Here is a 22,842-nt window from a genome sequence, read left to right as displayed (position 1 = left end):
AAGCATGAAGTCATATGGTTGCTGAAGCCGCCTCAGTCTGACCCGTCGCCCTTGGGCTGGGCAACCTGCGCGTGCTGGACCACTGTCCAATCCTCATGTGCCTTTCGGCGATAGACCGAGGTGCAGGCGGCGGTAAAGCACAGATCGTCCTTTTCGGCCTTCACCTCATATCCCACCACGATCAGACCCTCCTCGGGGCGTGATATCTGGCGGTTCGAAAAGGTGACTTCGTCCCATTCCGGCGTCCCTGCAACGGCCTCGACCGCAGCATCGCCTTGGAACAAATAGGGGGCGTGGCTCAGCGCCATGATGCATTCGGCATCGACGCGTTCATGATAGCGGCCCTGCGATGCCTGCCAAAGGCTTTCCTCGAAACTCCAGACCCGGTCGTCATCCATCTTTGCAATCTCCTTGATGCTTGAGGGACCAACGGGGCGCAGGTCAGGAGGGTTCCGCACGGCCGATCGCGCGCATGTTGCGTTCCGCGCGACCTGATCCGCCAGAGACGCGTTTGTCTGGTTAAAGCCTTCATACTTTGGCTCGGTACGGCTTAGCGACATGGGTGCCGATTGCGCTGAACGCGCCAACCGGCTGGCCCGATCGACATGGGCCGGGTCCGAGAACAGAAATTTGGACAGGATCACCCCTATCAGGACAAGGACAGGCGAGCGGAGGAGGACAGAGGCAAATGTTCGGCCGATTCCGAATGCACCTGCTGCACGCCGATCACACGGGGCGGTTCGACCTTTATGACGGGCAGAACTTCAACCGCGATTACCCCGACCTGACCGACGCCGCCGCCGCGCGGCTGACATAGACGCTGACCGACGACCCGACCCGCAACACCGCGCTGATCCGCGATGCCTTGCATGCCGCACTGGCCGACAGCGTCCCCGTTAGCCCGGCCAGAGTCCTGTGCCATTAACTTATGGAACAGGCGCTTGGTGCCGATGTCGTCCTGGACCTGCATTGCGACGGCGAGGCCGAGATGCATCCTTATACCCAGCCCGCGGCATGGGACCGTCTGGCACCCTTGGCCGCGCTGACCGCCTGTCAGGCCGTGCTGCTGGCCGAGGTTTCCGGCGGCAACCCCTTTGACGAGGCGTTGTCCGGTCCCTGGACCGCCTTGGCCGCGCGTTTCCCGGACCGTCCCGTTCCGATGACCAGCGCCAGCACCCTGGTGGAATTGCGCGGTCGATCCGATGTGTGCCGCGATCTGGGGGAAGGGATGCGTAGGCGATCATGGAGTACCTGATCCATCTAGGCGTGCTGGACGGACGGGTCGAACTGCCCGCCACCGCCTGCCTGCCAACGCCCTTGTCCGGGTCCGAAGCGCTGGAGACACCGTCCGCTGGCTTGCTGTCTTATGTCGCGCCCTTGGGGCAACAGTCGCTGTGGGCGATGTCGTCGCGGAATCACCGATCTGGAAAGCGGCGACGTGTCGTTAATCCGGGCCACGACGGCGGGCGTCCTCTATGCCCGTTCCGACACTCGCATTGCCGAGGTCGGTAAGCGCATCGGCAAGATCGCCGGCGATCGGCCCTTCCGCGATGGTCCGCTGCTGAGCCCCTGAGCAGGTCGCGACGATGGTGTGCCATCGATATCCGCAGAATTTTTGGCGAGCCCGCGATGCCGCACGTCAAGCGTAGCTGGCCGAGGAAAACCGCACCACGGTCGTCTTCGCGCACCAGATGAACTTTGCCCGCGATGTGGCCGATCGAGTGTTCCTTCCGGATTGGGGCGTCATTGCTGTGGAGGGCGACCCCGCCCAAGTCCTGCACAACCCCAGGGCCGCGCAGGCTGCCTGATACGAAGGGCCGCCGGCGTGGGGCGGCCAGGGGATTATGCCACGTCGGCAGTCTGGGACCGGCACAGCATGCCGAACAGGTCGCGCGGATCGTCGGGATCGGCGATCATGTCCAGATCCCGGAAGAAGGGCGTGCCCTGCAGACGCTGATGTATGTGGCGCAGGGCGCTGAAATCCTCGATGGCGAAACCGACGCTGTCGAACAGGGTGACCTGCGCGGCATCCGTCCGGCCCGCCACCTGACCTGCGATGACCTGCCACAGCTCGGTCACAGGATGGTCGGGGTCCAATTGCTGGATTTCGCCTTCGATGCGGGTCTGGGGCGGGTATTCGACAAAGATCCCGGCGCGGTGCAGGATCGCGGGGGCCAGTTCGGTCTTGCCGGGGCAATCGCCCCCCACCGCGTTGATATGCACGCCGCCGCCGACCATGTTGTCGGTCAGGATCGTGGCATATTGCTTGTCCGCGGTGCAGGTCGTGACAATCTGCGCACCCAGGATCGCCTCCTCGGCGGTGGTGCAGGACAAGACGGTCAAGCCGCGCCCGGCCAGGTTCGCCGCGCATTTGCGGGTCGCGGCCGGGTCGATGTCGAACAGACGGACCTCCTCGATCCCGCAGACGGCCTTCATGGCCAATGCCTGAAACTCGGCCTGCGCGCCGTTCCCGATCATCGCCATGACGCGGGCATCCCGGGGCGCCAGCCACTTGGCGGCCATCGCGCTGGTCGCCGCCGTGCGCAGCGCCGTCAAAATCGTCATTTCGGAAATCATCACCGGATAGCCGGTCGCGACGTCGGCCAGCACGCCGAAGGCCGTTACCGTCTGCAGGCCCCGCCGCGTGTTCGACGGGTGGCCGTTTACATATTTGAAGCCGTATTGCTGGCCGTCGGATGTCGGCATCAGTTCGATCACGCCGATGTCGGAATGGCTGGCGACCCGGGGCGTCTTGTCGAAGTCGGGCCAACGGCGGAAATCGGCCTCAATCTGGTCGACCAGTTCGACCATCATCCTTTCGATGCCGACATGGTGAACCAGCCGCATCATGTGATCGACGCTGACAAAGGGCACGAGGGCCTGGCGCGAGGGCGGGGTCATGGAAATCTCCTTCAGGTGAATGATCGGGTAGGGCGATCGAAGACCTTGCTGCCCATCAGGCTGCCGGTCAGGTCGACCATCAGTTTCGCGGTACGGCCGCGATCGTCCAGAAACGGGTTCAGCTCGACCAGGTTCAGCGAGGTCATCAGCCCGGTATCTTGTATCAGCTCGCAGACCAGATGCGTCTCTCGGAAGGTCGCGCCGCCGGGGAGCGTGGTGCCGACGGCTGGCGCGAGGGCGGGGTCCAGGAAATCGACGTCCAGGCTGACATGCAGCATGCCGTCTGCGTCGCGCACCCGGCGCAGGTTCCCCGAGGTCATGGAAAGGGGCGTGTGGAAATCGCTAGGTGCATCCAGCCACAGCATGAACAGCGGCAGCCCCGCGCGGGCCGCATGGTCCGCCGCCCCGGCCACCGAGCCAAGCGCCAACGCATGATCACCCCCAAGCACGACGGGCATCCCACCTTGGTCCAACGCGTGGCCGACGGCGTCGCGGATCGGCGCAGTCCAGGCCAGCTGATCGACTGCCGGGTTGGCGCATTCCGTTCCCGGCAGCATGGCGGGCAACGACAGATCGCCAAGGTCGGTGACGCTCAGCCCCAGGGATTGCAGCAGCCTGCCGATCCCCGCCACGCGATAGGGGGCAGGCCCCATCAGGCAGCCGGGCTGGCGCTGGCCGCTGTCCAAGGGAGCGCCGGTCAAGTCGGGTCGGGTCGGGTCATCATGCTTCTCCTGTTTGAAACAAGGTGCTGTGCGGATCGGGAAGGTTTCAACTGGACATTCAGGAATTTTGGCGGGCAATCTGACCAGATTGGCAATCTCGGGTTTCCGAAATGGACGATCTGGATCAACGGCTGATCGCGGAACTGCGGCGCGACGGGCGCGCCTCGGTACAGCATCTGTCCGACAGGCTGGGCATCAGCCGGGCCACGGTGCGCGCACGCATGGCCCGGCTGCAGCAGCAGGGCGAGATCCTGGGCTATACCGCCATCACCCGCGGAGACGTGTCGGATGCGACCGTCCGGGGGCTGGTGCTGATCGGGATCGAAGGGCGCGGCGGCGACCGCATCATGGCGCGCCTGTCGGGCATGGCACAGGTGACCGCCGTCCATTCCACGAACGGCAAATGGGATCTTGTGGTTGAAATTTCGGCCCAATCCCTGGCCGAGCTGGACGAGGTTCTGCGCCGCATCAGGAACCTCGACGGGGTCACCACATCCGAGACGAACCTGCTGTTGTCATCACGGCGGGCATCCTCTCGATGGACATGAACGGGCGGGACGCAGCCGAGGCGCGGTGCCCGGCCTTCGCCTTGGGCCGCGTCGTCTTGGCAAGAATTGCGGGGATGGATAGGGTTGCGTCGCGACCCATCGGTCCAGGAAAGGGCGCCTTGTGGCAGAAGACATCTGGCTGACGATCATCAGCGAATTTTCGGACGTTCCGGATCTGTCGACCTTGACCCGCATCACGGTGCGCGTCGTGCTGGCGGCTGTGCTGGGCGGCATCCTGGGGCTGGATCGCGAAAAGAAGGGCCGAAGCGCAGGGGTGCGCACCCATATGCTGGTGGCGGTGGGGGCGGCCCTGTTCGTCCTGGGACCGCTGCAAAGCGGCATGGAGATCGGCGACCTGTCGCGGGTTCTGCAGGGGATCGTCCAGGGCGTTGGCTTTCTGGGTGCCGGCGCGATCATGGTTCGATCGGCCCAGCATCAGATCGAAGGCCTGACAACGGCCGCGAATATCTGGGCGACCGCGGGCATCGGCGTCATGGCCGGCCTTGGACTGGAGGCTACTGCCGTCCTGTCGGCCTTTGTCGTGCTGATCATCCTGGCGGCGGTCCCCGTCATCCTGCCGAAAGCGGCGGCCCCGGACGCCCGGAACGATGACAGGTGATGGCCGGAACGATCCCTTGCGACAGACCCCGCCCGCTGGCGGGGTGTTCGGAACGGCTGCCTCGTTAAGTCCGGTTTTTGGGGGCGCCGCAATGCCCGGTCCCGGCAGTCTGCCGGCAATGTACCCGACCATGAAACGATGGGTATAGGAATGACTGCCCATCCAATGCCGAATGCAGGCCCCGATGACATGAGCAGATCATGAAGATTGAATTCGACGGCGACCAGCCCATTGTCGATGCCGCGCAGATCGCGCCCTTGCTTGACCTGGATGTGGTCGGTTTTCAGGTCCTGATGCAGTCAGGCAGGATCGCCACCGGGGTCGAGCGGGGCAGCGGCGCAGACGCGGGCAAGCTGCGCCTGACCTTCCAGTCGCCGGACTGGCGCGTCAGGCTGACCTGCAGGCTGGACGGGACGGTACTGACCACGACGCGGTTGCGTGTCCCGGGGACCGTCCGGTGATCGGTCACCGGGGGCATCACCAGGATCACCCCGGCAGAACGGCCTCGATCCTGTAGGGGCCGATCAGGCAGGGCAACTGGAGCAAGGAAGGCGGCGATCACCAGTTTTGACTGCGCTGACATCTATACCGGCGTCGAGGAGATCATCGTCTGCTTCCGCGCTGAATATGGCAATCGGCGCGGCGCCAAGGCCTTGGCGCAGATTCGCGTCCATACGAAATGCGTCCCCGACTTGGACAAGCTGGACCGCCTGACCCGCCCCATGCTGCGTGAAACGATCACGCATTCGGCTGCCCGCCTTGGGGTCGAACGGCTGGACCTGGTGCAGTGCCATTGGTGGGATCGCGCGAGCGGCGACTGGCTGCAGGTTGCGCATTGGTTGCGCGCGTTTCAGGACGAAGAACTGATCAACCTTCTGTCGTCCACCAATTTCGACAACGACCACGTGGTGCCCATGTTCGACGCGGGCATCGGGCATGCCGCACTTCAGACCCAATATTCCCCGCTGGACCACCGGCCGGAGAAAAGGGTGGCGGCGTTGGTAAGGGATCGGGGAATGCATTTTCTGTGCTATGGCACCGTCGCCGGCGGTTTCCTGTCGGACCGATGGCTGGATCAGCCAAGCCCGCAAGGCCAGATGAAAAACCGCTTGCTGGCCAAACACCTGCTGATCATCCAGGATTTCGGAGCCCGGGACCTGTTCCAGCGGCTGCTGCGGACCCTGCGCAATATCGCCGACGGCAGGATTGCGACATCGCCTCCATCGCTTTCGCCGCTGTTCTGGCCCGCCCGCAGGTCGCGGGCGTCATCGTCTGCGCAGGCACCCGCCATCACGTGGATGCCAACTCGCGCATCGGTCAGGTGGGTCTGGATACCGGTGACATGGCGGGGATTGCCGCCGTTCTGGGCCGCGCCGGGCAGCTGGATGGCGATGCCTATGAACTGGAGCGCGACCGCCACGGGCGGCACAGTTCAATCACGAAAGATATCTTCAACAAAGATGAGGCCTGAGCTTCTGATCCTGCCCGCGATCCGCGGCTTTTCCCAACAAGAGCATTTTGGAAGGGAAAAGTTTTTTTGCTGCCGCAGCCCTTTCCGCTTTTGCGGCCAGCGCCGCGCCCCAGGACTGCACGGTCAGGTCGGCATGCTCATGGAACTGACGAGCCCGGGAGGCGTCTATGGCCATGCCAGGACCAAGGCCCTGGGCATGGCATTCCGCGCCATCACCTCGGATGCGCTGCAGGGGCGGGCGGTGGCGCAATATCTGGTCGATCAGGGAATGAATAAACCGGCCATCATGCATGTGAACAATGATTTCGGCGTCAACATGATCCGCGAATTCACCAAGGCTTGTCATGCTGTGGGTGGAGAGATCACCACGGTCACCCCCATATAGTGGAAAGACAGGCGAACCACGCAATCGAAGCGACGACCTCCCTGCACGGCGATCACAAAAGCCTACACCTGGATTACTATCCGGTAGAGGGCGCGACCATTGCGAGGGCCAGGATCTCGTCCGGTGGGCCGCAGAGCTTTCTGAGAAACGATGGGATGAATACGACCGATTTCATCACGGCCGTCGGCGCGCAGTATCTTGAGTGTGGCTATCGCACATTTTTGGGGACGGCCGGGACCGCGTCGACGACATATTTCCATGGCAATTGCGCCGAATTCTTGGACAAGATCGCCCGCGATGCCCGGCGGCCGATCAGTCTTATGATGCGGGTGCCATCGTCGCGCTGGTCATCGCCCAGGCATGCAAGGCTTCGTCCCCGGCGAACCGCGATATCATCCCGCAGGTCACAGGGACCGAAGCTGAACCGATCCATGCCGGTGCCAAGGTGTTCAAGAAGGTGCTGGCGCTGATCGGTGCTCATCAGAAAATCTGCTGCGAAGGGGTGGTTGCGCCGGTGGTCTTCGATCAAAACGGCGACATCACCGGAGCATTCCGTCTTTGGAACATCACATGGGGGTAGCTGGAAACGACCGGCACCATGCCGCCCGATGAGGTCGCCACGATAAAGCAGGCCATCTTGGACTGACGATCGCCCGACCTCGCCTGCCACGCCGTCAGGTGCGTCACAATCCCAGAACCGCCACCCCTGCGACATCACGCAGAAGCCCGCGCGCGGCACAACGGTCAGGCGGCCAGTTGGCTGTAGAGGCCGCGCCTTTCCATCAGCTCGGTGTGACTGCCGGTTTCCGCGATCTGGCCGCGATCCATGACCACGATGCGATCGGCATTGCGGATGGTGCCCATCCGGTGGGCGATGACCAAGGTCGTGCGCCCCACCGACAGCGCGTCCAGCGCCGACTGGATTTCCCGCTCGGTCTGACTGTCCAGGGCGCTTGTCGCCTCGTCCAGGATCAGGATCGGCGGGTTCTTCAGGAAGGCCCGCGCAATGGCCACGCGCTGTTTCTGGCCACCCGACAGCATCACGCCGCGTTCGCCGACGACCGTGTCCAACCCTTGGGGCAGGCCCGCGATCAGGTCGTTCAGCTGGGCGCGGGCGGCGGCTTCGGTGATTTCGGCTTCGGTGGCGTCAAGGCGACCATAGGCGATGTTTTCGCGCAGGGTGCCGCCGAACAGGAACACATCCTGGCTGACCAGCCCGATCTGACGGCGCAAACTGTTCAGGCGCATTTCGCAAAGCGGCAGGCCGTCGACGGTGATGCGCCCCTCGGTCGCCTCGTAGAACCGAGGCAACAGCGCCAGCAAAGTCGTCTTGCCCGCCCCGGACGGGCCGACAAAAGCCACCGTTTCGCCTGCCCGCACCGTCAGGTCGATGCCGTTCAGGATCGCGCGGCCCTTCTCATAGGCAAAACCGACGCCCTCGAAGCGGATCTCGCCCTTCAGGGGTGGGGCATCGGTCGCATCGGGGGCATCCGCGATCTCGGGGTCGGTCGCCAGCAGTTCCTGGAAACGGCGATAGCCCGCGATGCCGCGCGGATAGGTCTCGATCACGGCGGCAATCTTTTCCAGCGGGCGATAGAAGACGCCGACCAGCAGCAGGAAGCCGACGAAGGCGCCCGTCGTCAGCGACCCCGCCAGCACATAGCTGGCGCCGACGACCATCACGATGACCTGTACCAGCCGCAGGCCCATGTATTGCAGGGCAGAAGACGCGGCCATCACGCGATAGGCATCCAGCTTGGCCTGACGATACCGGGCGTTGTCGGCGGCGAAAAGATGGCTTTCATGGGCCTCGTTGCCAAAGGCCTGGACCACGCGGACGCCGCCCAGGGCTTCCTCCAGCCGGACGTTGAAATCGCCCACGCGCGCATAGATGGCCCGCCAGGTCCGCGTCATGCGTCCGCCATAGACCACGACCAGCCCCAGCATCGCGGGCACGATCGTCGCCACGATCAGGGCCATCTGCGGGTGGATCCAGAACATCAGCAGGAAGGCCCCCACGAAGGTCATCAGTGCGATGAAGGCATCCTCGGGGCCGTGATGGGCGACCTCTCCGATCTCCTCCAGGTCGCGGGTGACGCGGGCGACCAGCTTGCCGGTGCGCGCACGGTCGTACCAGCGCCATGACAGCCGCGTCAGGTGGTCGAAGGCCTGGGCGCGCATCGCGGTCTCGATGTTGATGCCCAGCTTGTGACCCCAATAGATCACCACCGTCAGCAAGCCCGCATTCACGGCATAAAGCGCCAGAAGGCCGGCCGCCGCCGCGACGGTCAGCGTCCAGTCGCCCTGCGGCAGCAGCGTGTCGATGAAATAGGTGATGGCCAGCGGAAAGGCCAGTTCCAGCAGGCCTGTCAGCACCGCACAGCCGAAATCCAGCCAGAACAGGCCCATGAAGGGGCGGTAATAGGAAAAGAAGCTGCGCATGGGGGGCTGTCCTTCAAGCTGGTATCGCGACGGGCAGGCCGTCGTCGCGGGTCAGGACCTGCATCGGCAGGCCATAGATCTGCGTCAGCGCAGGCGCGCGCATCAGGTCGGCGGGGCTGCCCTGAAGGGCCAGCCGCCCGCCCCTGAGCGCGACGACATGGTCGCAGAACCGGGCGGCCATGTTCACCTCGTGCAGGACGATCACGGCGCTGCGGCCTTGGTCGTGGCACATGCGGCGGACCAGCGACAGGACCTCGACCTGGTGGGCGATGTCCAGCGCGCTGATCGGTTCGTCCAGCAGCAGCGTCCCCGCCGCCTGCGCGACCAGCATGGCCAGCCAGCCGCGCTGACGTTCGCCGCCCGACAGCGTGTCGACCAGCCGGTCGGCCAGCGCGGCAACCCCGCATTCACGCAGCGCTGCAGCGATGGCATCGTGATCGGCCGGACCCGGACGGCCAAGCGCGCCATGCCAGGGATAGCGCCCCAATGCCACCAGCTCGGCCAGGGTCATGCCCTCGGCCGGCGGGGTGGTCTGGGGCAGGACCGCCAGGCGGCGCGCCAGATCGCGACCGCGCAGATCCGACAGCGGACGCCCGTCGAAGAGGACGGTCCCCTCGATCCGCGCAGGCATCTGGCGTGCCAGCACCTTCAGAAGGGTGGATTTGCCCGAACCGTTATGCCCGATCAGACCGATCACGCGACCCGCCGGCAGGTCCAGCGTCAGATTGTCCAGCAGGGTCCGCCCCGGCACGCGGACGGTCAGGTCGTGGATCTGGAACAGGGTCATGGGGATCTCCGGGTCATCAGCCAGATCAGCCAAGGCGCACCGATCAGAGAGGCGAAAAGGCCAAGTGGCAATTCATAGGGAAACCCCGCCATGCGTGCGCCGAAATCGGCGGCCAGCATCAGCCCTGCGCCGATCAGCGCCGCGCCGGTCAACTGGTCCGCGGGGCGTGCCAGGCCCATGCGGCGGGCAAGATGCGGCGCCATCAGCCCGACAAAGGACAGCGGCCCCGTGACCAGCGTCGCGGCCCCCGTGGCCAGACCCGCAAGCAAGATCAGCACCACGCGCGCGCGGCGCGGGTCCAACCCCAGCCCGCCCGCAATGGCGGGTCCCAAAGGCAGCAGGGCCAGCCAGCGCGACAGCGCCAGTCCCGCCATCCAGACCACCAGCGCCAGGCCCGCCAGGATCAGCGCGACGGGCAGGGTGACCGCGCCGGTCGACCCGCTGAGCCAGGCCAGGATCGCCCAGGCCCGCGCATCGCCGACCGCTATCATCGCCGACAGCACTGCCGACGCCAGCGCTGAAACGGCGATCCCCACCAGCAGAACTCGTTCGGGCGGCATGTCGCGGCGGGCGGTAAAGGCCATGACCACCGCCAGCGCCAGCGCACCCCCGGCGGCGGTTCCCGCGCCTAGGATCAGCGCCCCCGGTGCGGCCAGTGCAAAGACCGTCCCCGCATAGCCAAGCGCCGCGCCTCCCGAGACGCCCAGCACCTCGGGGGAGGCCAGCGGGTTGGCCGTCAGGCGCTGCAGCATCGTGCCCGCCAGCGCCAGCGCCGCCCCGGCGCCGGCCGCCGCCACCAGCCGCGGCAGGCGCAGAGGCAGAAAGGCCGCCAGGCTTTCGCGATCCAGGATCGCCCATCCCCCGGGCACCCGGCCGATCCACAGCAGCAGTCCCGCCGCGACGACCAGCGCCACCGCCAATCCGGCCAGCCAGGGACCGGGACGCGCCAGGCGGGGCGCGGGCCCGTCGCCTGCCTCGGTTCCGGGTGGCGTCGATCCACGCAGGCGCGGCAGCAGCCAGATCAACAGCGGGCCGCCCACCAGCCCGGTCAGCGCCCCGGTCAGGAAGGTCTGGCCCCCTGTGCCGGCCCAGGCCAGAACCAGCCCGTCAGAAAGCGACAGGATCAGCGCGCCCAGAACCGGCGACAGGGCCAGAAGCGGCCCGATCCCGCGTGCGCCCATGGCCCGCGCCAGGGCAGGGGCCGCCAGGCCCACAAAGGCGATCAGCCCCAGTTCCGCCGAGACGCCTGCCGCGATCACCACCGCCAGTCCGACCGCGGTCAGCCGGACCAACGTGACATTCAGCCCCAGCCCCGCCGCGCCGTCGGCCCCGATGGACAAGACCCGCAGGGGCCGCGCCAGCAGGGCCGCCCCCATCGCGCCAAGGCCCAACAGCAGGGCAAGATGGCGAACGCCGGTCCAGTCCTGCTGGACCAGCGCACCGCCGTTCCAGATGACCAGCGACAGCAGGTATTGCCCCTGCGCCAAGGTCACCGCCGTCGCGATGGCCGATGCCGTCAGCCCGACCAGCATCCCCGCGATCACCATCGCCACGGGGGCAAAGCCGCGCCGCGCCCCGATGCCCAGCACCAGCGCCGCCGCCGCCAGGCCCCCCGCCATCGCGACGGGCCACTGACCTTTGACCAGAAGGCCGGGGGCAAAGACCGTCGCCAGAACCAGCGCCAGCTGGGCACCTGCGCTGATGCCAAGCGTCGTCGGATCGGCCACCGGATTGCGCAGCACCACCTGCAGGATCGCCCCTGACAGGCCCAGGGCCGCACCTGCCAGCAGGGCCACGACGCCCCGTGGCATCAGGCCCCAGCCCATGCGGATCTGATCAAGGCTTTGACCCTGCGGGACGAAGGGCCAGGTGGGCCAGGGCAGGTCGCGCGCGGCCCAAAGCCACAGCGCCGCCGCGGCCAGACCCCACAGGCTCAGCATCATGCGCAGGCCCAAGGTCATGCCGCCTCCGCCAGGGTTTTGGCCAGGGCATCCGCCAACCGCAGCGCCGAGGGCATGCCACCGAAAGCATTGATGCGGGGCAGGCGGTGGACGCGGCCCGCCGCGACTTGGGGAAGCGCGCGCCACAGGACGCTGCGCGCCAGCCCGCGTCGGGCTTCGGGTGGGACGGGGCCGATGATGACCAATGTCGCCTGTGGCATGTCGGCCAACCGCTCAAGCGGGACCGGGGCCAGAAAGCTGAAGGCCGTGGCCGAGGTCCAGGCATTCGTCAGCCCGATCCGCGCCAGCGTGCTGCCAAAGAGGCTGTCGAAGCCGAAGGCACGCAGATGGCGGGCGTCGCCGATCTCGACCAGGGCCACGGGACGGTCCGCATGGAAGGCCAGGCGGTCCCGGGCGCGGTCCAGCGCCGCGTCGGCACGGGCAGCGGCGCGGTCACCTGCGGCAGGATCCTGCAACGCCGCGGCCAAGGCGTGCAGCGCAGCGGCGGCCTTGGCAAAGGGCGCCTCGTTCGGCAGGAAGAAGGGCAGCGACAGGACCGGCGCGACTTCGGCCAAGCGTGGTTCGAACCGGGTGTAATAGGGAGAGCTGAGGATCAGCGAAGGCCGCACCAGCTGCAGCAGTTCGAAATTCGGGGCCCCGCGCAGGCCCAGATCGGTAACCGCGTCGGGGATCACGGGCTGGCCGATATCGGCGCGATATCGGATCAGTTCGGTCGCGGCGACGGGCATGCGACCCAGGGCAATGGCGGTTTCCATCATGGCCCAGTCAATGGCCGCCAGGCGGGGCTGGGCGGCGTGGGCACGCAGGGGCAAACCCGCCGCCAGCAGGACGCCGGCGGCGGTCAGGAAGGCGCGGCGGTCGGGCCGGGGCGATATGGCCCCGGACCCTACCACGTGTAGGCGACCTTGGCGCTGACGCTGCGCCCCTCGCCGTAGTAGCAGCCAAAGGCACCGCAATTGGCCAGATAGACCTCGTCGGTCAGGTTGTTCAGGTTGACGCTGGCCTCGACATTGCCGCGGGTATAGGTCGCGGCCAGATCGACCAGCGTCACGCTGTCCAGATCGAACAGGTTGTCGGCATCGCCCTTGCGTTCGCCGATATGGCGGATGCCGCCGCCGGCGCGCAGGCCGTTGCCGAATTCCCGGTCCAGCCAGATGCTGGCCAGATGGCGCGGAGCGTTGGGCATTTCCAGCCCGTCATCAGTGCCACCCTTCTGTTCGGTTTCGTTGAAGGCATAGCTGGCGCGCAGGTCCCAGTTCAGGCCGATCGCCGCCGTTGCCTCCAGCTCCAGCCCCTTGGAGCGCACTTCGCCGATCTGGCGCCGCTGGCCCTGACCCAGGTTGCGCACCAGATTTTCCTGCGTCAGGTCATAGACGGCGGCGCTGAACAGCCCGTCGAAGCTGGTGGGCTGATACTTGACCCCGACTTCCCATTGCTTGCCCTCGGTGGGCTTGAGCGTCTGGCCTGTGGTGTCGTCGATGCCGATGCTGGGATCGAACGATGTCGAATAGCTGACATAGGGCATCGCACCATTGGCCATCAGATAGCCCAAGCCCGCACGTCCGGTCGTGGCGCTGTCGGACTGGTCGATGGTGCTTTCGCCGGCAAAGTTTGTGAATTTTGTTCCGGTCTGTTCGGACCAATCGTGGCGCAGTGCCAAGCTGCCGCGCCAGTTGCCGATCGCGATCTCGTTCTGGGCATAAAGGCCGACCTGCTTCTGGCTCATGTCGGACACGCTGGTATACTAGGCCGTTGTCGTGGGCAGCCCGCCATAGACCGGGTCGGAAGCGTCGATGGGCTGGCCAAAGAAGAACTCTGTCGTCGTGTCGGCATCGTATTGGCGGATGTCCAAGCCCAGCAGCAGGTCGTGCGTCACAGCCCCTGTCGTGATACTGTTCGACAGGCGGGTGTCCAGGTTCAGGCCGGTGGTGGATTCGTTCTGGAAATTCGCACCGCGCGTGATTGACAGGCTGTCATCGGACAAGCCGCTGACATAATGGCCGGTATAGGTCCAGTCGAACCGCTCGACCCGGAAGCCTTGGGACAGGGTCCAGCCATTGTCCAGCTGGTGGCTGATCTCGACGCCCAGATTGGCCATGTCACGGTCGCTGTCGTCAAAGCCGGGCTCTCCGAAATAGGCGTCGCGCAGGGTCTTGCCATCGCCCGTCTGCGTCAGCGCGAAGGGCACGCCGGGGGGCGAGACGGGCGCGTCCTTGGTATAGGACGCGATCACGTCCACCGTCGTCGCGTCGTCGGGCGTATAGCGCAGCGCCGCACCCAGATAACCACGTTGGTTGGTCAATTCGCTGATCTGGGTCTGGCTGTCGCGCAGGATGCCGGTCAGGCGCCAGGACAGGTTGGGACTGGCCACGCGGTTCACGTCGACGAAGGTCTGGGCGCTGTCATTGCTGTCATAGCCAAGGCCGATTTCCGAGAATTCGCTGTTTTGGGCGCGTTTTTGCACCTGGTTGATGATGCCGGCCGGCGATCCCGCCCCATAAAGCGACGAGTTGGGGCCTTTCAGCACCTCGACCTGCTGCAGGCCATAGACCTCGAAGGCGGGGGCGCCGAAATCGCGCAGTTGGCGAAGGCCGTTCACGTATTGCGATCCGCGCGCCTCGAAGCCGCGCACCGTGGGGCTGTCGAACCGCGGATCGCTGCCGAAGGGCTGACCCATCACACCGGCGGTATAGTTCAGCGCCTGGCCCAGTGTCTCGGCACCCTGATCCTCGATCTGCTGGCTGGTCACGACCGAGATCGACTGTTGGGTTTCGGCCACGGGGGTGTTCGACTTGGTCGCCACCTGCGCAAAGCCGCCCACATAGCCGTCGGCCTGAACGCTGGCATCCGAGGTCGCGGTCAGCACGATCGGTTCCAGAAGGACGGGATCCTGGGCGTTCTGGGCCAGGGCAGGGGCGTTGGAGAGCGCCAGAAGGCTGGCACCGGCAAGACGAAGCGGGCGGAAGGAATGGGTCATGGCAACCTGCGCATTATCGGATTGCCGCATAACTGACTAGTTCTGTCAGGTTAGTCAATCTCTCTTGGCCTTGTGAAGCCGTATAATCTTGACATTTTTACTTGGCAACCGGTTCGGGGCCGATGCCGTCTCTTGTTCGGGCGCCGAACTTGCCTGATCCCCGTTCGACCTGAACGGGGATCAGCGTAACGGCAGGGCACCACTCAGGGGCGATCCTGCACCGCTTTGTTTTCGGCCCGGATCTGGGACAGGGTGGCGCCGGCCGACAGGGCCTCGGGGTCGAGGCGCAGTTCGATGACCGCCAACCTGCCCGAGGCGCGGGCCCGGTCGAAGGCGGCCGGAAAGTCGGCGGTGTATTCCACCGTCTCGCCCCATCCACCATAGGCGCGCGCCAACGCGGCAAAGTCGGGATTGGCCAGCGCCGTGCCCGACACCCGCCCCGGATAGCGGCGTTCCTGATGCATGCGGATCGTGCCGTACTGGCCGTTATTGGCGACGATCACGATGGGGGCGGCGCCATGCTGCAGGGCCGTCGACATCTCGTTCAGGGTCATCTGGAAACAGCCGTCACCCGCAAGGCAGACGACCGTGCGATCTGGATGCGCGATGGCCGCCGAAACTGCGGCCGGAAAGCCGTATCCCATGCTGCCCGAAGTGGGCGCCAGCTGCGTGAAAGGCCCCTTGTAGACGAAATACCGGTGCAGGAAGGCCGCATAATTGCCGGCTCCGTTTGTCACGATGGCGTCGTCGGGCAGGGTGTCGGACAGCCACCGGACCACCTGTTCCATCCGCACGCGGCCGGGGGTGTCGCGTGGTGCGATCCAGGCTTCGTAATCCGCGCGGGCCGCCGCGGTCCAGTCACCCCACGGCGCGGCGCCAGGGGCGGTTTCGGCCAACGCCGCCAGCATCTGGCCCGCAGGGGCGACGATGCCGATGTCGGGACGATAGACGCGGCCCAGCTCGGACGCGTCGGGATAGACATGGACGATGCGGGGGGCGGGGGCGGCGGGGTCCAGCAGCTCGTACCCGCGGGTCATACTGTCGCCCAGCCTGCCGCCGATCATCACGAGGCAATCCGTCTGACCAAGACGCTCGCCCAGCTTGGGGTTCATACCGATCCCCAGATCGCCGACATAATGGGGATGGCGATTGTCCAGATGGCATTGCCGCCGGAAGGGCACGGCCACCGGCAGGTTCCAGTTTTCGGCAAAGCGTGCCAGGTCGTCGCTGGCCTGCCGGTCCCACAGGGTGCCCCCCACCATCAGCAGCGGCCGTTTCACGCCCGACAAGGCATCGGTTACCGCAGCGACCTGCGCCGGGCTTACGGATGCGGCGGGCGTGGACATCGCGGGGATGTCGGGCACCTCGGCGCGGGCGGACAGCATGTCTTCGGGCAGGGCAAGAACCACCGGGCCGGGCCTGCCCGACATGGCGACATGAAACGCGCGCGAGACATATTCCGGCAGGCGTTCGATCCGGTCGATTTCGGCCACCCATTTGGCAAGAGGGCCGAACATGGCGCGGTAATCGACCTCTTGGAACGCCTCGCGGTCACGATGGCCCCGGTCGATCTGGCCTACGAACAGGATCATGGGCGTCGAATCCTGTCGCGCCACATGCACGCCCGCCGAGGCATTCGTCGCACCCGGTCCCCGGGTCACGAAACAGATGCCGGGACGTCCCGTCAGCTTGCCATGGGCTTCGGCCATCATGGCGGCCCCGCCCTCGTGGCGACAGACGATATTGTCGATCGCGGCGCCGTGCATGGCGTCCAACGCCGCCAGGAAGCTTTCGCCGGGGACGGAAAAGACGCGCTGGACGCCCTGCAATGTCAGCTGGTCGATCAGGATCTGTCCGCCATGTCGCATCATGTCTGTTCCTTTCGGGATGAGTCCGGTTGTCCCGCCGCAATCTGCGCCGTGGTGTCGCTGGCGACGATCATACAGACGAAGGCCGCCGTCAAATGCAGGCCCAGCCGCTCGTTTGCGGACCGCCCGTTTGCCCAAGGACAATAGGGATATCACCAACGAATAAATCGGTTGTGTTTTCGCCGGGAGCTTAGGATTTGACGCCTGCCGTTTTGAAAAGGTTCGCGGCAGTCATCAGGCCCGCCTCGATATCATGTTCCACCCCGATAGAATATCGAATCAATTGGCGGTTGATATTGAATTTACATATATAAAATATTGGTGCGCGGGTGTGGTTTCCTTGACCAGTTCCATGAATATTTGCACTGCACATTAAGTAGATTGAATAGTTTTGCCTGATGATATTTGGAGTATTAAAATAATAAATATCTATGAAAAACAAACATTTACAAATTTGTACTTACGAAAAATTAATAAATTAACTTGTCTTAAGATGAGCTCCCTTCATAATCCAATCACACGCCAGATTCGTCGATGTTTAACGTCTGAAATCGTGCCCATTCACCATGGGAAGTCCACGACGCGAGCCAGCATGCCGGGACGCTTTGCATCACGATGTCACAAGTACAGATGTAAAGGTCACAGACATGCCATTTTATACCGCCCTTCCCGACGGATTTGTCACCCTTGATCTCAATGGCGATGTCGTCATTGACGCCGGCAACACTTATGCGCTGAACCAGTTCAGCAACAGTGATGCATTCGACGAGTACGACGTCCCCGGCGACCAGGGTACGGTCACCGTCAATACTGGCGAGCCGATCAGCCTGCTGGATACGGACTCTACGGATGCCGCTGATGATCCTACCCAGAATTCGTTGGACGGGACCTATCTGGGTGACGCCCAGTTCACCACTGCCGGGTTCACCGTTGCGGGTGGCATCAACGTCCAGCTGAACCCGATCAACGGATCGCTGTTTCAGGCCGATGATGGAACGTTTTACATCGTCACCGATGACCCGATCCGGGAAGATGGCGCAGCATCGCCGCGCTTGGGCCTGACAGTGACGATCCCGGGTGTCTTTCCGCTGCCCGACACGGTTCTGAACATTGAACTGGGGGCTCTGAGCGGCAATCCCCTTACCGCTGCCGTTGCAGCGACCGTGCAGACCACGCTGGACACGGTGGTCGTGGGCGTTGACGCGGACGGGACCGGGTCCATCGTCGTCGACGATTTTCTGCCTTGCTTTACCAAAGGGACCGTCATCGAAACCACTAGGGGTGCGGTGCGTGTCGAAGATCTGAAGATCGGCGATCTGGTGCTGACAATTGATCACGGCCCGCGCCCGGTCCGCTGGTTGGGATCGCGCCACTTGTCGGCGCGTGGTTTGGACATTCTCCCTAACCTGCGCCCCATCCGCATTGCCGCCGGCGCCTTGGGGCAGGGCAGGCCGGAACGCGATCTGCTGGTTTCGCCGCAGCATCGCATCCTGGTTCGGTCCAAGATCGCGATCAACATGTTCGGAGCCGCCGAAGTCCTGGTGGCGGCCAAGCAGCTGTTGCAGCTCGACGGGGTCGATTATGCGCGGGACGTGCAAGAGGTGGATTATTTCCACATCATGTTCGACGCCCATGAGGTGATCATGTCGAACGGAGCGGAAACCGAGAGTTTCTATACCGGGGACGAGGCGCTCAAATCGCTGAATTCGGCGGCCCGGCGCGAGATCTTTGCGCTTTTCCCCGATCTTCGGGACCGCGATCCCGGCATGCGTCCCATCGGCGCCAAACGCCTGCTGTCGGGCCGTGAAGGGCGCAGGCTGGTGCAGAGACATATCGGCAAGGGGCGCGAATTGCTGGAACTTGACGGCTGATCGGTCCGGACGTTCTGCAAGACTGGTCATGATGGGGGTGGACCGGAAGGCACGGTGATGGGCAGCCCCCTTGTCCGAGGGTCACGAAGCCCGAAACCGTGATGAAAGATCTGGCCCGGCATCCCTTGGGATCGCCGGGCATCGCTTTGCCGGCGATGCGCACGGTTCCTTGGCGGATCCGCGCTTTTTTCGTTCCGCGCCCTGTCATACATCGCCAGGTTTTTGTCAGCACGCAGCATCCTGATGATCGGAGCGTTCCTGTTTGCATGGATGGGCCGCGGCCATCCTTCGGGTTGCAGAAAGCTGGAATAACGGGGCATTCGGGCGATCTTCCGGCATCCCGAGGCGATCGTCACAAAGATTACATAAAAAAGGGGTATGGCCGTTACAAATTGTTTGTATCCGGTCCCTGCATAGATCAACTCCACAGGAGACGACCCATGAAGACCCTCGGCTTTTCCGCCACCGCCCTGTCCGTGATTGCCCTCTCGGCCGGCGGTGCGTTCGCTCAGTCGCGCGATCAAATCCGCATCGTCGGATCCTCGACCGTGTTCCCCTATACCCAGGCCGTGGCCGAGGAGTTCGCGAACCAGACAGGCGCGCCGGCCCCCATCGTCGAATCAACCGGTACCGGCGGCGGCATGCAGATCTTCTGTTCGGGTGTGGGTGAAGGTACCCCCGACTTGACCGGCGCATCGCGCGCCATGACGAAATCCGAATACGACCTCTGCGTCGAGAACGGTGTCACCGACATCACCGAAGCGATGATCGGCTACGATGGCCTGGTCATGGCCGTGTCGCGCAGCAGCGAAGCCGATTGGGGTCTGACGCTGGAGCAGGTTTACCTGGGCCTGGCAGCCGAGATCCCGCAGGACGGCGCGCTGGTCGCCAACCCCTATACCAACTGGTCGCAGATCGACGAATCGCTGCCCGACGTCGCCATCACCGTGATGGGCCCGCCCCCGACCTCGGGCACGCGCGACGCCTTTGTCGAACTGGCCATGCATGCCGGTTGCGAGGAGCATGCCCCCGCGATGGAACTGTCCGAAGCTTCAGGCAACGAGGACTGGGTCGAAGAAAACTGCTCGCGCATGCGCACCGACGGCCCCTTCATCGAAGCCGGTGAAAACGACAACCTGATCGTTCAGCGCCTGAACACCGATCCGAACGCCCTGGGCATCTTCGGCTATTCCTTCCTGTACGAGAATGCCGACACGCTGGTTGACGTTCCGCTGGACGGCGTCAAGGCCGAGATCGAAACCATCGCATCGGGCGAATACCCGCTGTCGCGTCCGCTGTTTTTCTACGTCAAGGACGCGCATCGCGGCGTGATCCCGAATCTGCAGGAATTCGTGGCCGAATACATGTCTGAGAACGCCTTGGGCGACAATGGCTATCTGGGCGAGCGTGGCCTGGTGTCGCTGCCCGAGGACGAGCGTGCCGAGCTGGTCGAGCGCGTGACGTCCGGCGAAGGCGATTTTGCTGTCACCGAGTGATCTGACCCCGATCAACCCGCCCCGGTTCGTCCGGGGCGGGCCTTTTCCGATCAAGAGGATGCCATGACAGGCTTGGCCTTTGCATTGTTGCTGACCGCATCGCTGGCGGGATACATGATGAACCGCAGGGCGGCCCTTGCGCTGCGCGAGGGTGGGGCGCGCCTGCATTCGCTTGGCATGTTCCATGGCCTCTATGCCCTGCTGGTGGTGCTGGTTCCGGCCTTCGTCGTGACCATCCTTTGGATCATGCTGGAAGGCAGCGTCATCAACGCGCTGACCCTGTCGGGTCTGCCGGACGGCGTGCTGGCCGATGCCGCCAATCCCCAGCTGGTCCTGACCGAGATCCAGTCGATTTCGGGCGGCCGCGTCTTCGGCACCCCCGAACCCTATATGCTTGATGCTGCCGACCGCATGAACGGGCTGCGCACCCTGTCCGGCTGGCTGCTGGTTGCGACGGTCGCGCTGCTGTCGGCGGGACTGCTGTTTATGTCGCGGCGCCAGGTCTCTGCCGATTTCCGTGCCCGCCAGGTGGCCGAGCGCATCGTGATGGGCCTGATGATCACCTGTTCGCTGATCGCGATCTTCGTCACGATCGGGATCGTGCTGTCGCTGGTTTTTGAATCGATCCGCTTCTTCCAGATGGTCCCGATCACCGATTTCCTGTTCGGTACTCGGTGGGAACCGCAGATCCCGATCCGCGCCGACCAGATCGCGGCCGAGGGGGCCTTCGGCGTCCTGCCAGTCTTCCTGGGCACGCTGGTCATCACGGTCGTCGCCATTTCTATCTCGGTTCCGGTGGGGCTTTTGTCGGCCATCTATCTGAACGAATTCGCCAGCCGCAGTTTCCGCGCCGTGGCCAAGCCCGTGCTGGAACTGCTGGCGGGCATCCCGACCGTCGTCTATGGCTTCTTTGCGATCCTGACCGTGGCCCCGGCGCTGCGGTCCTGGGGAGCCGCGCTTGGCATTCCGGTCGCGCCCAACACGGCGCTTGCCGCGGGGGGCGTGATGGCCATCATGCTGATCCCGTTCATCTCGTCCTTTGCCGATGACGCGCTGTCGGCGGTGCCGCGCAGCCTGCGCGACGGAGCCATCGCCCTGGGTGCGACGCGGTCGGAAACGGTGCTGAACGTGCTGTTTCCCGCCGCCATACCCGGCATCATGGGGGGCGTGCTGCTGGCCGTCAGCCGCGCCATTGGCGAAACGATGATCGTGGTGATGGCGGCGGGCCTGATCGCCTCCATGAACATCAACCCCCTGGACAGCGTGACGACCATCACCGTCCAGATCGTGACGCTGCTGATCGGCGACACGGCCTTCGACAGCCCCAAGACGCTGGCGGCCTTTGCCCTGGGTCTGCTGCTGTTCATCGTCACCCTGTTCATCAACATCCTCGCGCTGCGCATCGTGCGCAAGTATCGCGAACAATACGATTGAGGCGCCAGATGACCGATTTTCCGAATGAAGGCGGTTCGCAATGGACTTCGGACGCGTTCAAGAGCCGTCTTGCACGGCGGCACCGCAAGGAAGCGGGGTTGAAAGCCCTGGGCCTTGGCGCCTTGTTGCTGGCGTTCCTGATGCTGGGCATCTTGCTGTGGACCCTGATTTCGGGTGGCGCCCAGGCCTTTCGGCAGACGCATGTGACCCTGGACGTGCCGATTTCCACCGAGCTGGTCGATACCGCCGATCCGTCCGCGGGCAATTACCGTCGGGTGATCGCCGAGGCCATGCAGGCGACCTTCCCTGACGCCCCCGAGGATCGCATGCGCGCGCTTTCTGGGATCGTGTCGAATGCGGCGCAGTTCGTTCTACGCGACCGCGTCGTCGCCGACCCCGAGCTGATCGGCCAGACCGTCCAAATCCGGGTGCCGGCATCGGACACCTATGACCAGCTGAACAAGGGCAATGTCGACGAGGCCAGCGACGAATCGACCCGTCGTCTGAACGATGAGGACATCCGTGCCTTTCGACAGTTGGAGGCCGATGGCCGGATCAGCCTGCCGTTCAACTGGGCGCTGTTCACCAATGCCGACAGCCGCTTTCCGGAACTGGCGGGGCTGAAGGGTGCGATCATCGGGTCCTTCTATGCGCTGCTGGTCTGCTTCCTGATCTCGTTCCCGCTTGGCATCGGGGCGGCGATCTACCTTGAGGAATTCGCGCCCCGGAACCGGATCAGCGACATCATCGAGGTCAACATCAACAATCTGGCGGCGGTGCCTTCGGTCGTCTTCGGCCTGCTGGGCCTGGCGGTGTTCCTGAACTGGTTCGGAATGCAGCGCTCGGCGCCCTTCGTGGGCGGGCTGGTACTGGCGCTGATGACGCTGCCAACGATCATCATCGCCACGCGGGCCGCGCTGAAGGCGGTGCCGCCCTCGATCCGCGAGGCGGCGTTGGGGATCGGCGCGTCCAAGCAGCAGGTGGTCTTCGGCCATGTTCTGCCGCTGGCGATGCCCGGCATCCTGACCGGGACGATCATCGGCCTGGCTCAGGCCCTGGGCGAGACTGCACCGCTGCTGCTGATCGGGATGAACGCCTTTGTCACCGCGGCGCCTTCGACGCCTTTTGATGCGGCGACGGCTCTGCCGACGCAGATCTTCATCTGGGCCGACAGCCCCGAACGGGGCTTTGTGGCGCGGACATCGGCGGCTATCCTGGTGCTGCTGGGCTTTCTGGTGCTGATGAATGCCATCGCCATCTTTTTGCGAAACAGGTTCGAGCGCCGCTGGTAACCCGGCCGCCAGGAGACATAACCATGTATGACACGACCCGAACGGAGAGCGCCGTGAGCCAGAAGGAG

Annotated in this window: 22 protein-coding genes; 12 read left to right on the top strand and 10 right to left on the bottom strand. The window is 64.7% G+C overall.

Annotation, left to right across the window (positions count from 1 at the left end):
• Nucleotides 1-32 precede the first annotated feature (32 nt).
• Nucleotides 33-398, bottom strand: coding sequence for a DUF4440 domain-containing protein (locus DKT70_RS13040; protein ID WP_111559556.1), 366 nt, complete (start codon nt 396-398; stop codon nt 33-35).
• Between the two features lie 290 nt (nt 399-688).
• On the opposite strand from DKT70_RS13040, the gene DKT70_RS18670 reads away from it, so the two are divergent.
• From DKT70_RS18670 to DKT70_RS18665, 3 genes are all read left to right on the top strand, one after another.
• Nucleotides 689-817, top strand: coding sequence for a succinylglutamate desuccinylase/aspartoacylase family protein (locus DKT70_RS18670; RefSeq protein WP_146612641.1), 129 nt, complete (start codon nt 689-691; stop codon nt 815-817).
• A gap of 111 nt (nt 818-928) precedes the next feature.
• Nucleotides 929-1,255 carry a M14 family metallopeptidase gene (locus tag DKT70_RS13035; RefSeq protein ID WP_111559555.1) on the top strand — a complete coding sequence of 109 codons (327 nt, stop codon included), beginning with the start codon at nt 929-931 and terminating at the stop codon, nt 1,253-1,255.
• Between the two features lie 183 nt (nt 1,256-1,438).
• Nucleotides 1,439-1,573, top strand: a complete 135-nt coding sequence (locus tag DKT70_RS18665; protein ID WP_267895654.1) for a hypothetical protein — start codon at nt 1,439-1,441, stop codon at nt 1,571-1,573.
• A 269-nt stretch (nt 1,574-1,842) separates the two neighbouring features.
• Here the strand turns inward: DKT70_RS18665 and DKT70_RS13030 are convergent, their stop codons facing one another.
• Together DKT70_RS13030 and DKT70_RS13025 are read right to left on the bottom strand one after the other, a co-directional pair.
• Complete coding sequence (locus tag DKT70_RS13030) at nt 1,843-2,901, bottom strand: ornithine cyclodeaminase (protein ID WP_111559554.1); 1,059 nt, start codon at nt 2,899-2,901, stop codon at nt 1,843-1,845.
• Nucleotides 2,902-2,912: 11 nt separating this feature from the next.
• Nucleotides 2,913-3,602 carry an arginase family protein gene (locus DKT70_RS13025; RefSeq protein WP_267895653.1) on the bottom strand — a complete coding sequence of 230 codons (690 nt, stop codon included), beginning with the start codon at nt 3,600-3,602 and terminating at the stop codon, nt 2,913-2,915.
• 131 nt (nt 3,603-3,733) lie between these two features.
• On the opposite strand from DKT70_RS13025, the gene DKT70_RS13020 reads away from it, so the two are divergent.
• The 5 genes from DKT70_RS13020 to DKT70_RS13000 all read left to right on the top strand — a co-directional run bounded on the left by DKT70_RS13020 (nt 3,734) and on the right by DKT70_RS13000 (nt 7,226).
• On the top strand, nt 3,734-4,171 hold the full coding sequence (locus DKT70_RS13020; protein ID WP_111559553.1) for an Lrp/AsnC family transcriptional regulator: 438 nt from the start codon (nt 3,734-3,736) through the stop codon (nt 4,169-4,171).
• Between the two features lie 121 nt (nt 4,172-4,292).
• Nucleotides 4,293-4,790 (top strand): MgtC/SapB family protein, encoded by a 498-nt coding sequence (locus DKT70_RS13015; protein ID WP_111559552.1) that lies wholly within the window; start codon nt 4,293-4,295, stop codon nt 4,788-4,790.
• Nucleotides 4,791-4,990: 200 nt separating this feature from the next.
• A complete protein-coding gene (locus tag DKT70_RS13010; protein WP_111559551.1) occupies nt 4,991-5,251 on the top strand; it encodes a DUF6522 family protein in 261 nt (86 codons plus the stop codon).
• 15 nt (nt 5,252-5,266) lie between these two features.
• Nucleotides 5,267-6,646, top strand: coding sequence for an aldo/keto reductase (locus DKT70_RS13005; RefSeq protein WP_111559550.1), 1,380 nt, complete (start codon nt 5,267-5,269; stop codon nt 6,644-6,646).
• Nucleotides 6,647-6,848: 202 nt separating this feature from the next.
• Nucleotides 6,849-7,226 (top strand): hypothetical protein, encoded by a 378-nt coding sequence (locus DKT70_RS13000; protein ID WP_146612640.1) that lies wholly within the window; start codon nt 6,849-6,851, stop codon nt 7,224-7,226.
• Between the two features lie 164 nt (nt 7,227-7,390).
• On the opposite strand, the gene DKT70_RS12995 is transcribed toward DKT70_RS13000, so the two are convergent.
• The 7 genes from DKT70_RS12995 to DKT70_RS12970 form a co-directional block, all read right to left on the bottom strand.
• Nucleotides 7,391-9,088 (bottom strand): ABC transporter ATP-binding protein, encoded by a 1,698-nt coding sequence (locus DKT70_RS12995; protein WP_111559548.1) that lies wholly within the window; start codon nt 9,086-9,088, stop codon nt 7,391-7,393.
• Nucleotides 9,089-9,101: 13 nt separating this feature from the next.
• Nucleotides 9,102-9,875: an ABC transporter ATP-binding protein gene (locus DKT70_RS12990; protein ID WP_111559547.1), complete on the bottom strand. Its 774-nt coding sequence runs from the start codon at nt 9,873-9,875 to the stop codon at nt 9,102-9,104.
• On the bottom strand, nt 9,872-11,836 hold the full coding sequence (fhuB, locus tag DKT70_RS12985) for a Fe(3+)-hydroxamate ABC transporter permease FhuB (RefSeq protein ID WP_111559546.1): 1,965 nt from the start codon (nt 11,834-11,836) through the stop codon (nt 9,872-9,874). Before fhuB ends, DKT70_RS12990 begins: the two co-directional genes overlap by 4 nt.
• Complete coding sequence (locus DKT70_RS12980; RefSeq protein WP_111559545.1) at nt 11,833-12,729, bottom strand: ABC transporter substrate-binding protein; 897 nt, start codon at nt 12,727-12,729, stop codon at nt 11,833-11,835. Before DKT70_RS12980 ends, fhuB begins: the two co-directional genes overlap by 4 nt.
• The gene (locus tag DKT70_RS18425; protein WP_233490575.1) at nt 12,723-13,562 is read right to left on the bottom strand and encodes a TonB-dependent siderophore receptor; all 840 of its coding nucleotides are present in this window, start codon (nt 13,560-13,562) and stop codon (nt 12,723-12,725) included. The genes DKT70_RS12980 and DKT70_RS18425 overlap by 7 nt, the downstream gene beginning before the upstream one ends.
• An 18-nt stretch (nt 13,563-13,580) precedes the next feature.
• On the bottom strand, nt 13,581-14,813 hold the full coding sequence (locus tag DKT70_RS18420; protein WP_233490574.1) for a TonB-dependent receptor: 1,233 nt from the start codon (nt 14,811-14,813) through the stop codon (nt 13,581-13,583).
• A gap of 203 nt (nt 14,814-15,016) precedes the next feature.
• Entirely contained in the window at nt 15,017-16,681 is a 1,665-nt protein-coding gene (locus DKT70_RS12970; RefSeq protein ID WP_111559588.1) for a thiamine pyrophosphate-binding protein, read from the bottom strand.
• Nucleotides 16,682-17,328: 647 nt separating this feature from the next.
• On the opposite strand from DKT70_RS12970, the gene DKT70_RS12965 reads away from it, so the two are divergent.
• The 4 genes from DKT70_RS12965 to pstA all read left to right on the top strand — a co-directional run bounded on the left by DKT70_RS12965 (nt 17,329) and on the right by pstA (nt 22,774).
• Nucleotides 17,329-18,552, top strand: coding sequence for a Hint domain-containing protein (locus DKT70_RS12965; RefSeq protein WP_111559544.1), 1,224 nt, complete (start codon nt 17,329-17,331; stop codon nt 18,550-18,552).
• A gap of 440 nt (nt 18,553-18,992) precedes the next feature.
• Nucleotides 18,993-20,048: a substrate-binding domain-containing protein gene (locus tag DKT70_RS12960; RefSeq protein ID WP_111559543.1), complete on the top strand. Its 1,056-nt coding sequence runs from the start codon at nt 18,993-18,995 to the stop codon at nt 20,046-20,048.
• Nucleotides 20,049-20,111: 63 nt separating this feature from the next.
• Nucleotides 20,112-21,482 (top strand): phosphate ABC transporter permease subunit PstC, encoded by a 1,371-nt coding sequence (gene pstC / locus DKT70_RS12955; protein WP_111559542.1) that lies wholly within the window; start codon nt 20,112-20,114, stop codon nt 21,480-21,482.
• A gap of 8 nt (nt 21,483-21,490) precedes the next feature.
• The gene (gene pstA, locus DKT70_RS12950) at nt 21,491-22,774 is read left to right on the top strand and encodes a phosphate ABC transporter permease PstA (protein ID WP_111559541.1); all 1,284 of its coding nucleotides are present in this window, start codon (nt 21,491-21,493) and stop codon (nt 22,772-22,774) included.
• Nucleotides 22,775-22,842: the final 68 nt, after the last annotated feature.

This window comes from Paracoccus sediminilitoris (assembly GCF_003259195.1).
Lineage (GTDB): Bacteria > Pseudomonadota > Alphaproteobacteria > Rhodobacterales > Rhodobacteraceae > Paracoccus > Paracoccus sediminilitoris.
This window is presented reverse-complemented; position numbering and strand designations above follow the sequence as displayed.

What these genes read in the sequence shown, in the direction of transcription:
- DKT70_RS13040 (WP_111559556.1), bottom strand. Translation starts at nt 398, where the DNA reads ATGGATGACGACCGGGTCTGGAGTTTCGAGGAAAGCCTTTGGCAGGCA.
- DKT70_RS18670 (WP_146612641.1), top strand. Translation starts at nt 689, where the DNA reads ATGTTCGGCCGATTCCGAATGCACCTGCTGCACGCCGATCACACGGGG.
- DKT70_RS13035 (WP_111559555.1), top strand. Translation starts at nt 929, where the DNA reads ATGGAACAGGCGCTTGGTGCCGATGTCGTCCTGGACCTGCATTGCGAC.
- DKT70_RS13030 (WP_111559554.1), bottom strand. Translation starts at nt 2,901, where the DNA reads ATGACCCCGCCCTCGCGCCAGGCCCTCGTGCCCTTTGTCAGCGTCGAT.
- DKT70_RS13020 (WP_111559553.1), top strand. Translation starts at nt 3,734, where the DNA reads ATGGACGATCTGGATCAACGGCTGATCGCGGAACTGCGGCGCGACGGG.
- DKT70_RS13010 (WP_111559551.1), top strand. Translation starts at nt 4,991, where the DNA reads ATGAAGATTGAATTCGACGGCGACCAGCCCATTGTCGATGCCGCGCAG.
- DKT70_RS12995 (WP_111559548.1), bottom strand. Translation starts at nt 9,088, where the DNA reads ATGCGCAGCTTCTTTTCCTATTACCGCCCCTTCATGGGCCTGTTCTGG.
- DKT70_RS12990 (WP_111559547.1), bottom strand. Translation starts at nt 9,875, where the DNA reads ATGACCCTGTTCCAGATCCACGACCTGACCGTCCGCGTGCCGGGGCGG.
- fhuB (WP_111559546.1), bottom strand. Translation starts at nt 11,836, where the DNA reads ATGACCTTGGGCCTGCGCATGATGCTGAGCCTGTGGGGTCTGGCCGCG.
- DKT70_RS18425 (WP_233490575.1), bottom strand. Translation starts at nt 13,562, where the DNA reads ATGAGCCAGAAGCAGGTCGGCCTTTATGCCCAGAACGAGATCGCGATC.
- DKT70_RS18420 (WP_233490574.1), bottom strand. Translation starts at nt 14,813, where the DNA reads ATGACCCATTCCTTCCGCCCGCTTCGTCTTGCCGGTGCCAGCCTTCTG.
- DKT70_RS12970 (WP_111559588.1), bottom strand. Translation starts at nt 16,681, where the DNA reads ATGCGACATGGCGGACAGATCCTGATCGACCAGCTGACATTGCAGGGC.
- DKT70_RS12965 (WP_111559544.1), top strand. Translation starts at nt 17,329, where the DNA reads ATGCCATTTTATACCGCCCTTCCCGACGGATTTGTCACCCTTGATCTC.
- DKT70_RS12960 (WP_111559543.1), top strand. Translation starts at nt 18,993, where the DNA reads ATGAAGACCCTCGGCTTTTCCGCCACCGCCCTGTCCGTGATTGCCCTC.
- pstC (WP_111559542.1), top strand. Translation starts at nt 20,112, where the DNA reads ATGACAGGCTTGGCCTTTGCATTGTTGCTGACCGCATCGCTGGCGGGA.
- pstA (WP_111559541.1), top strand. Translation starts at nt 21,491, where the DNA reads ATGACCGATTTTCCGAATGAAGGCGGTTCGCAATGGACTTCGGACGCG.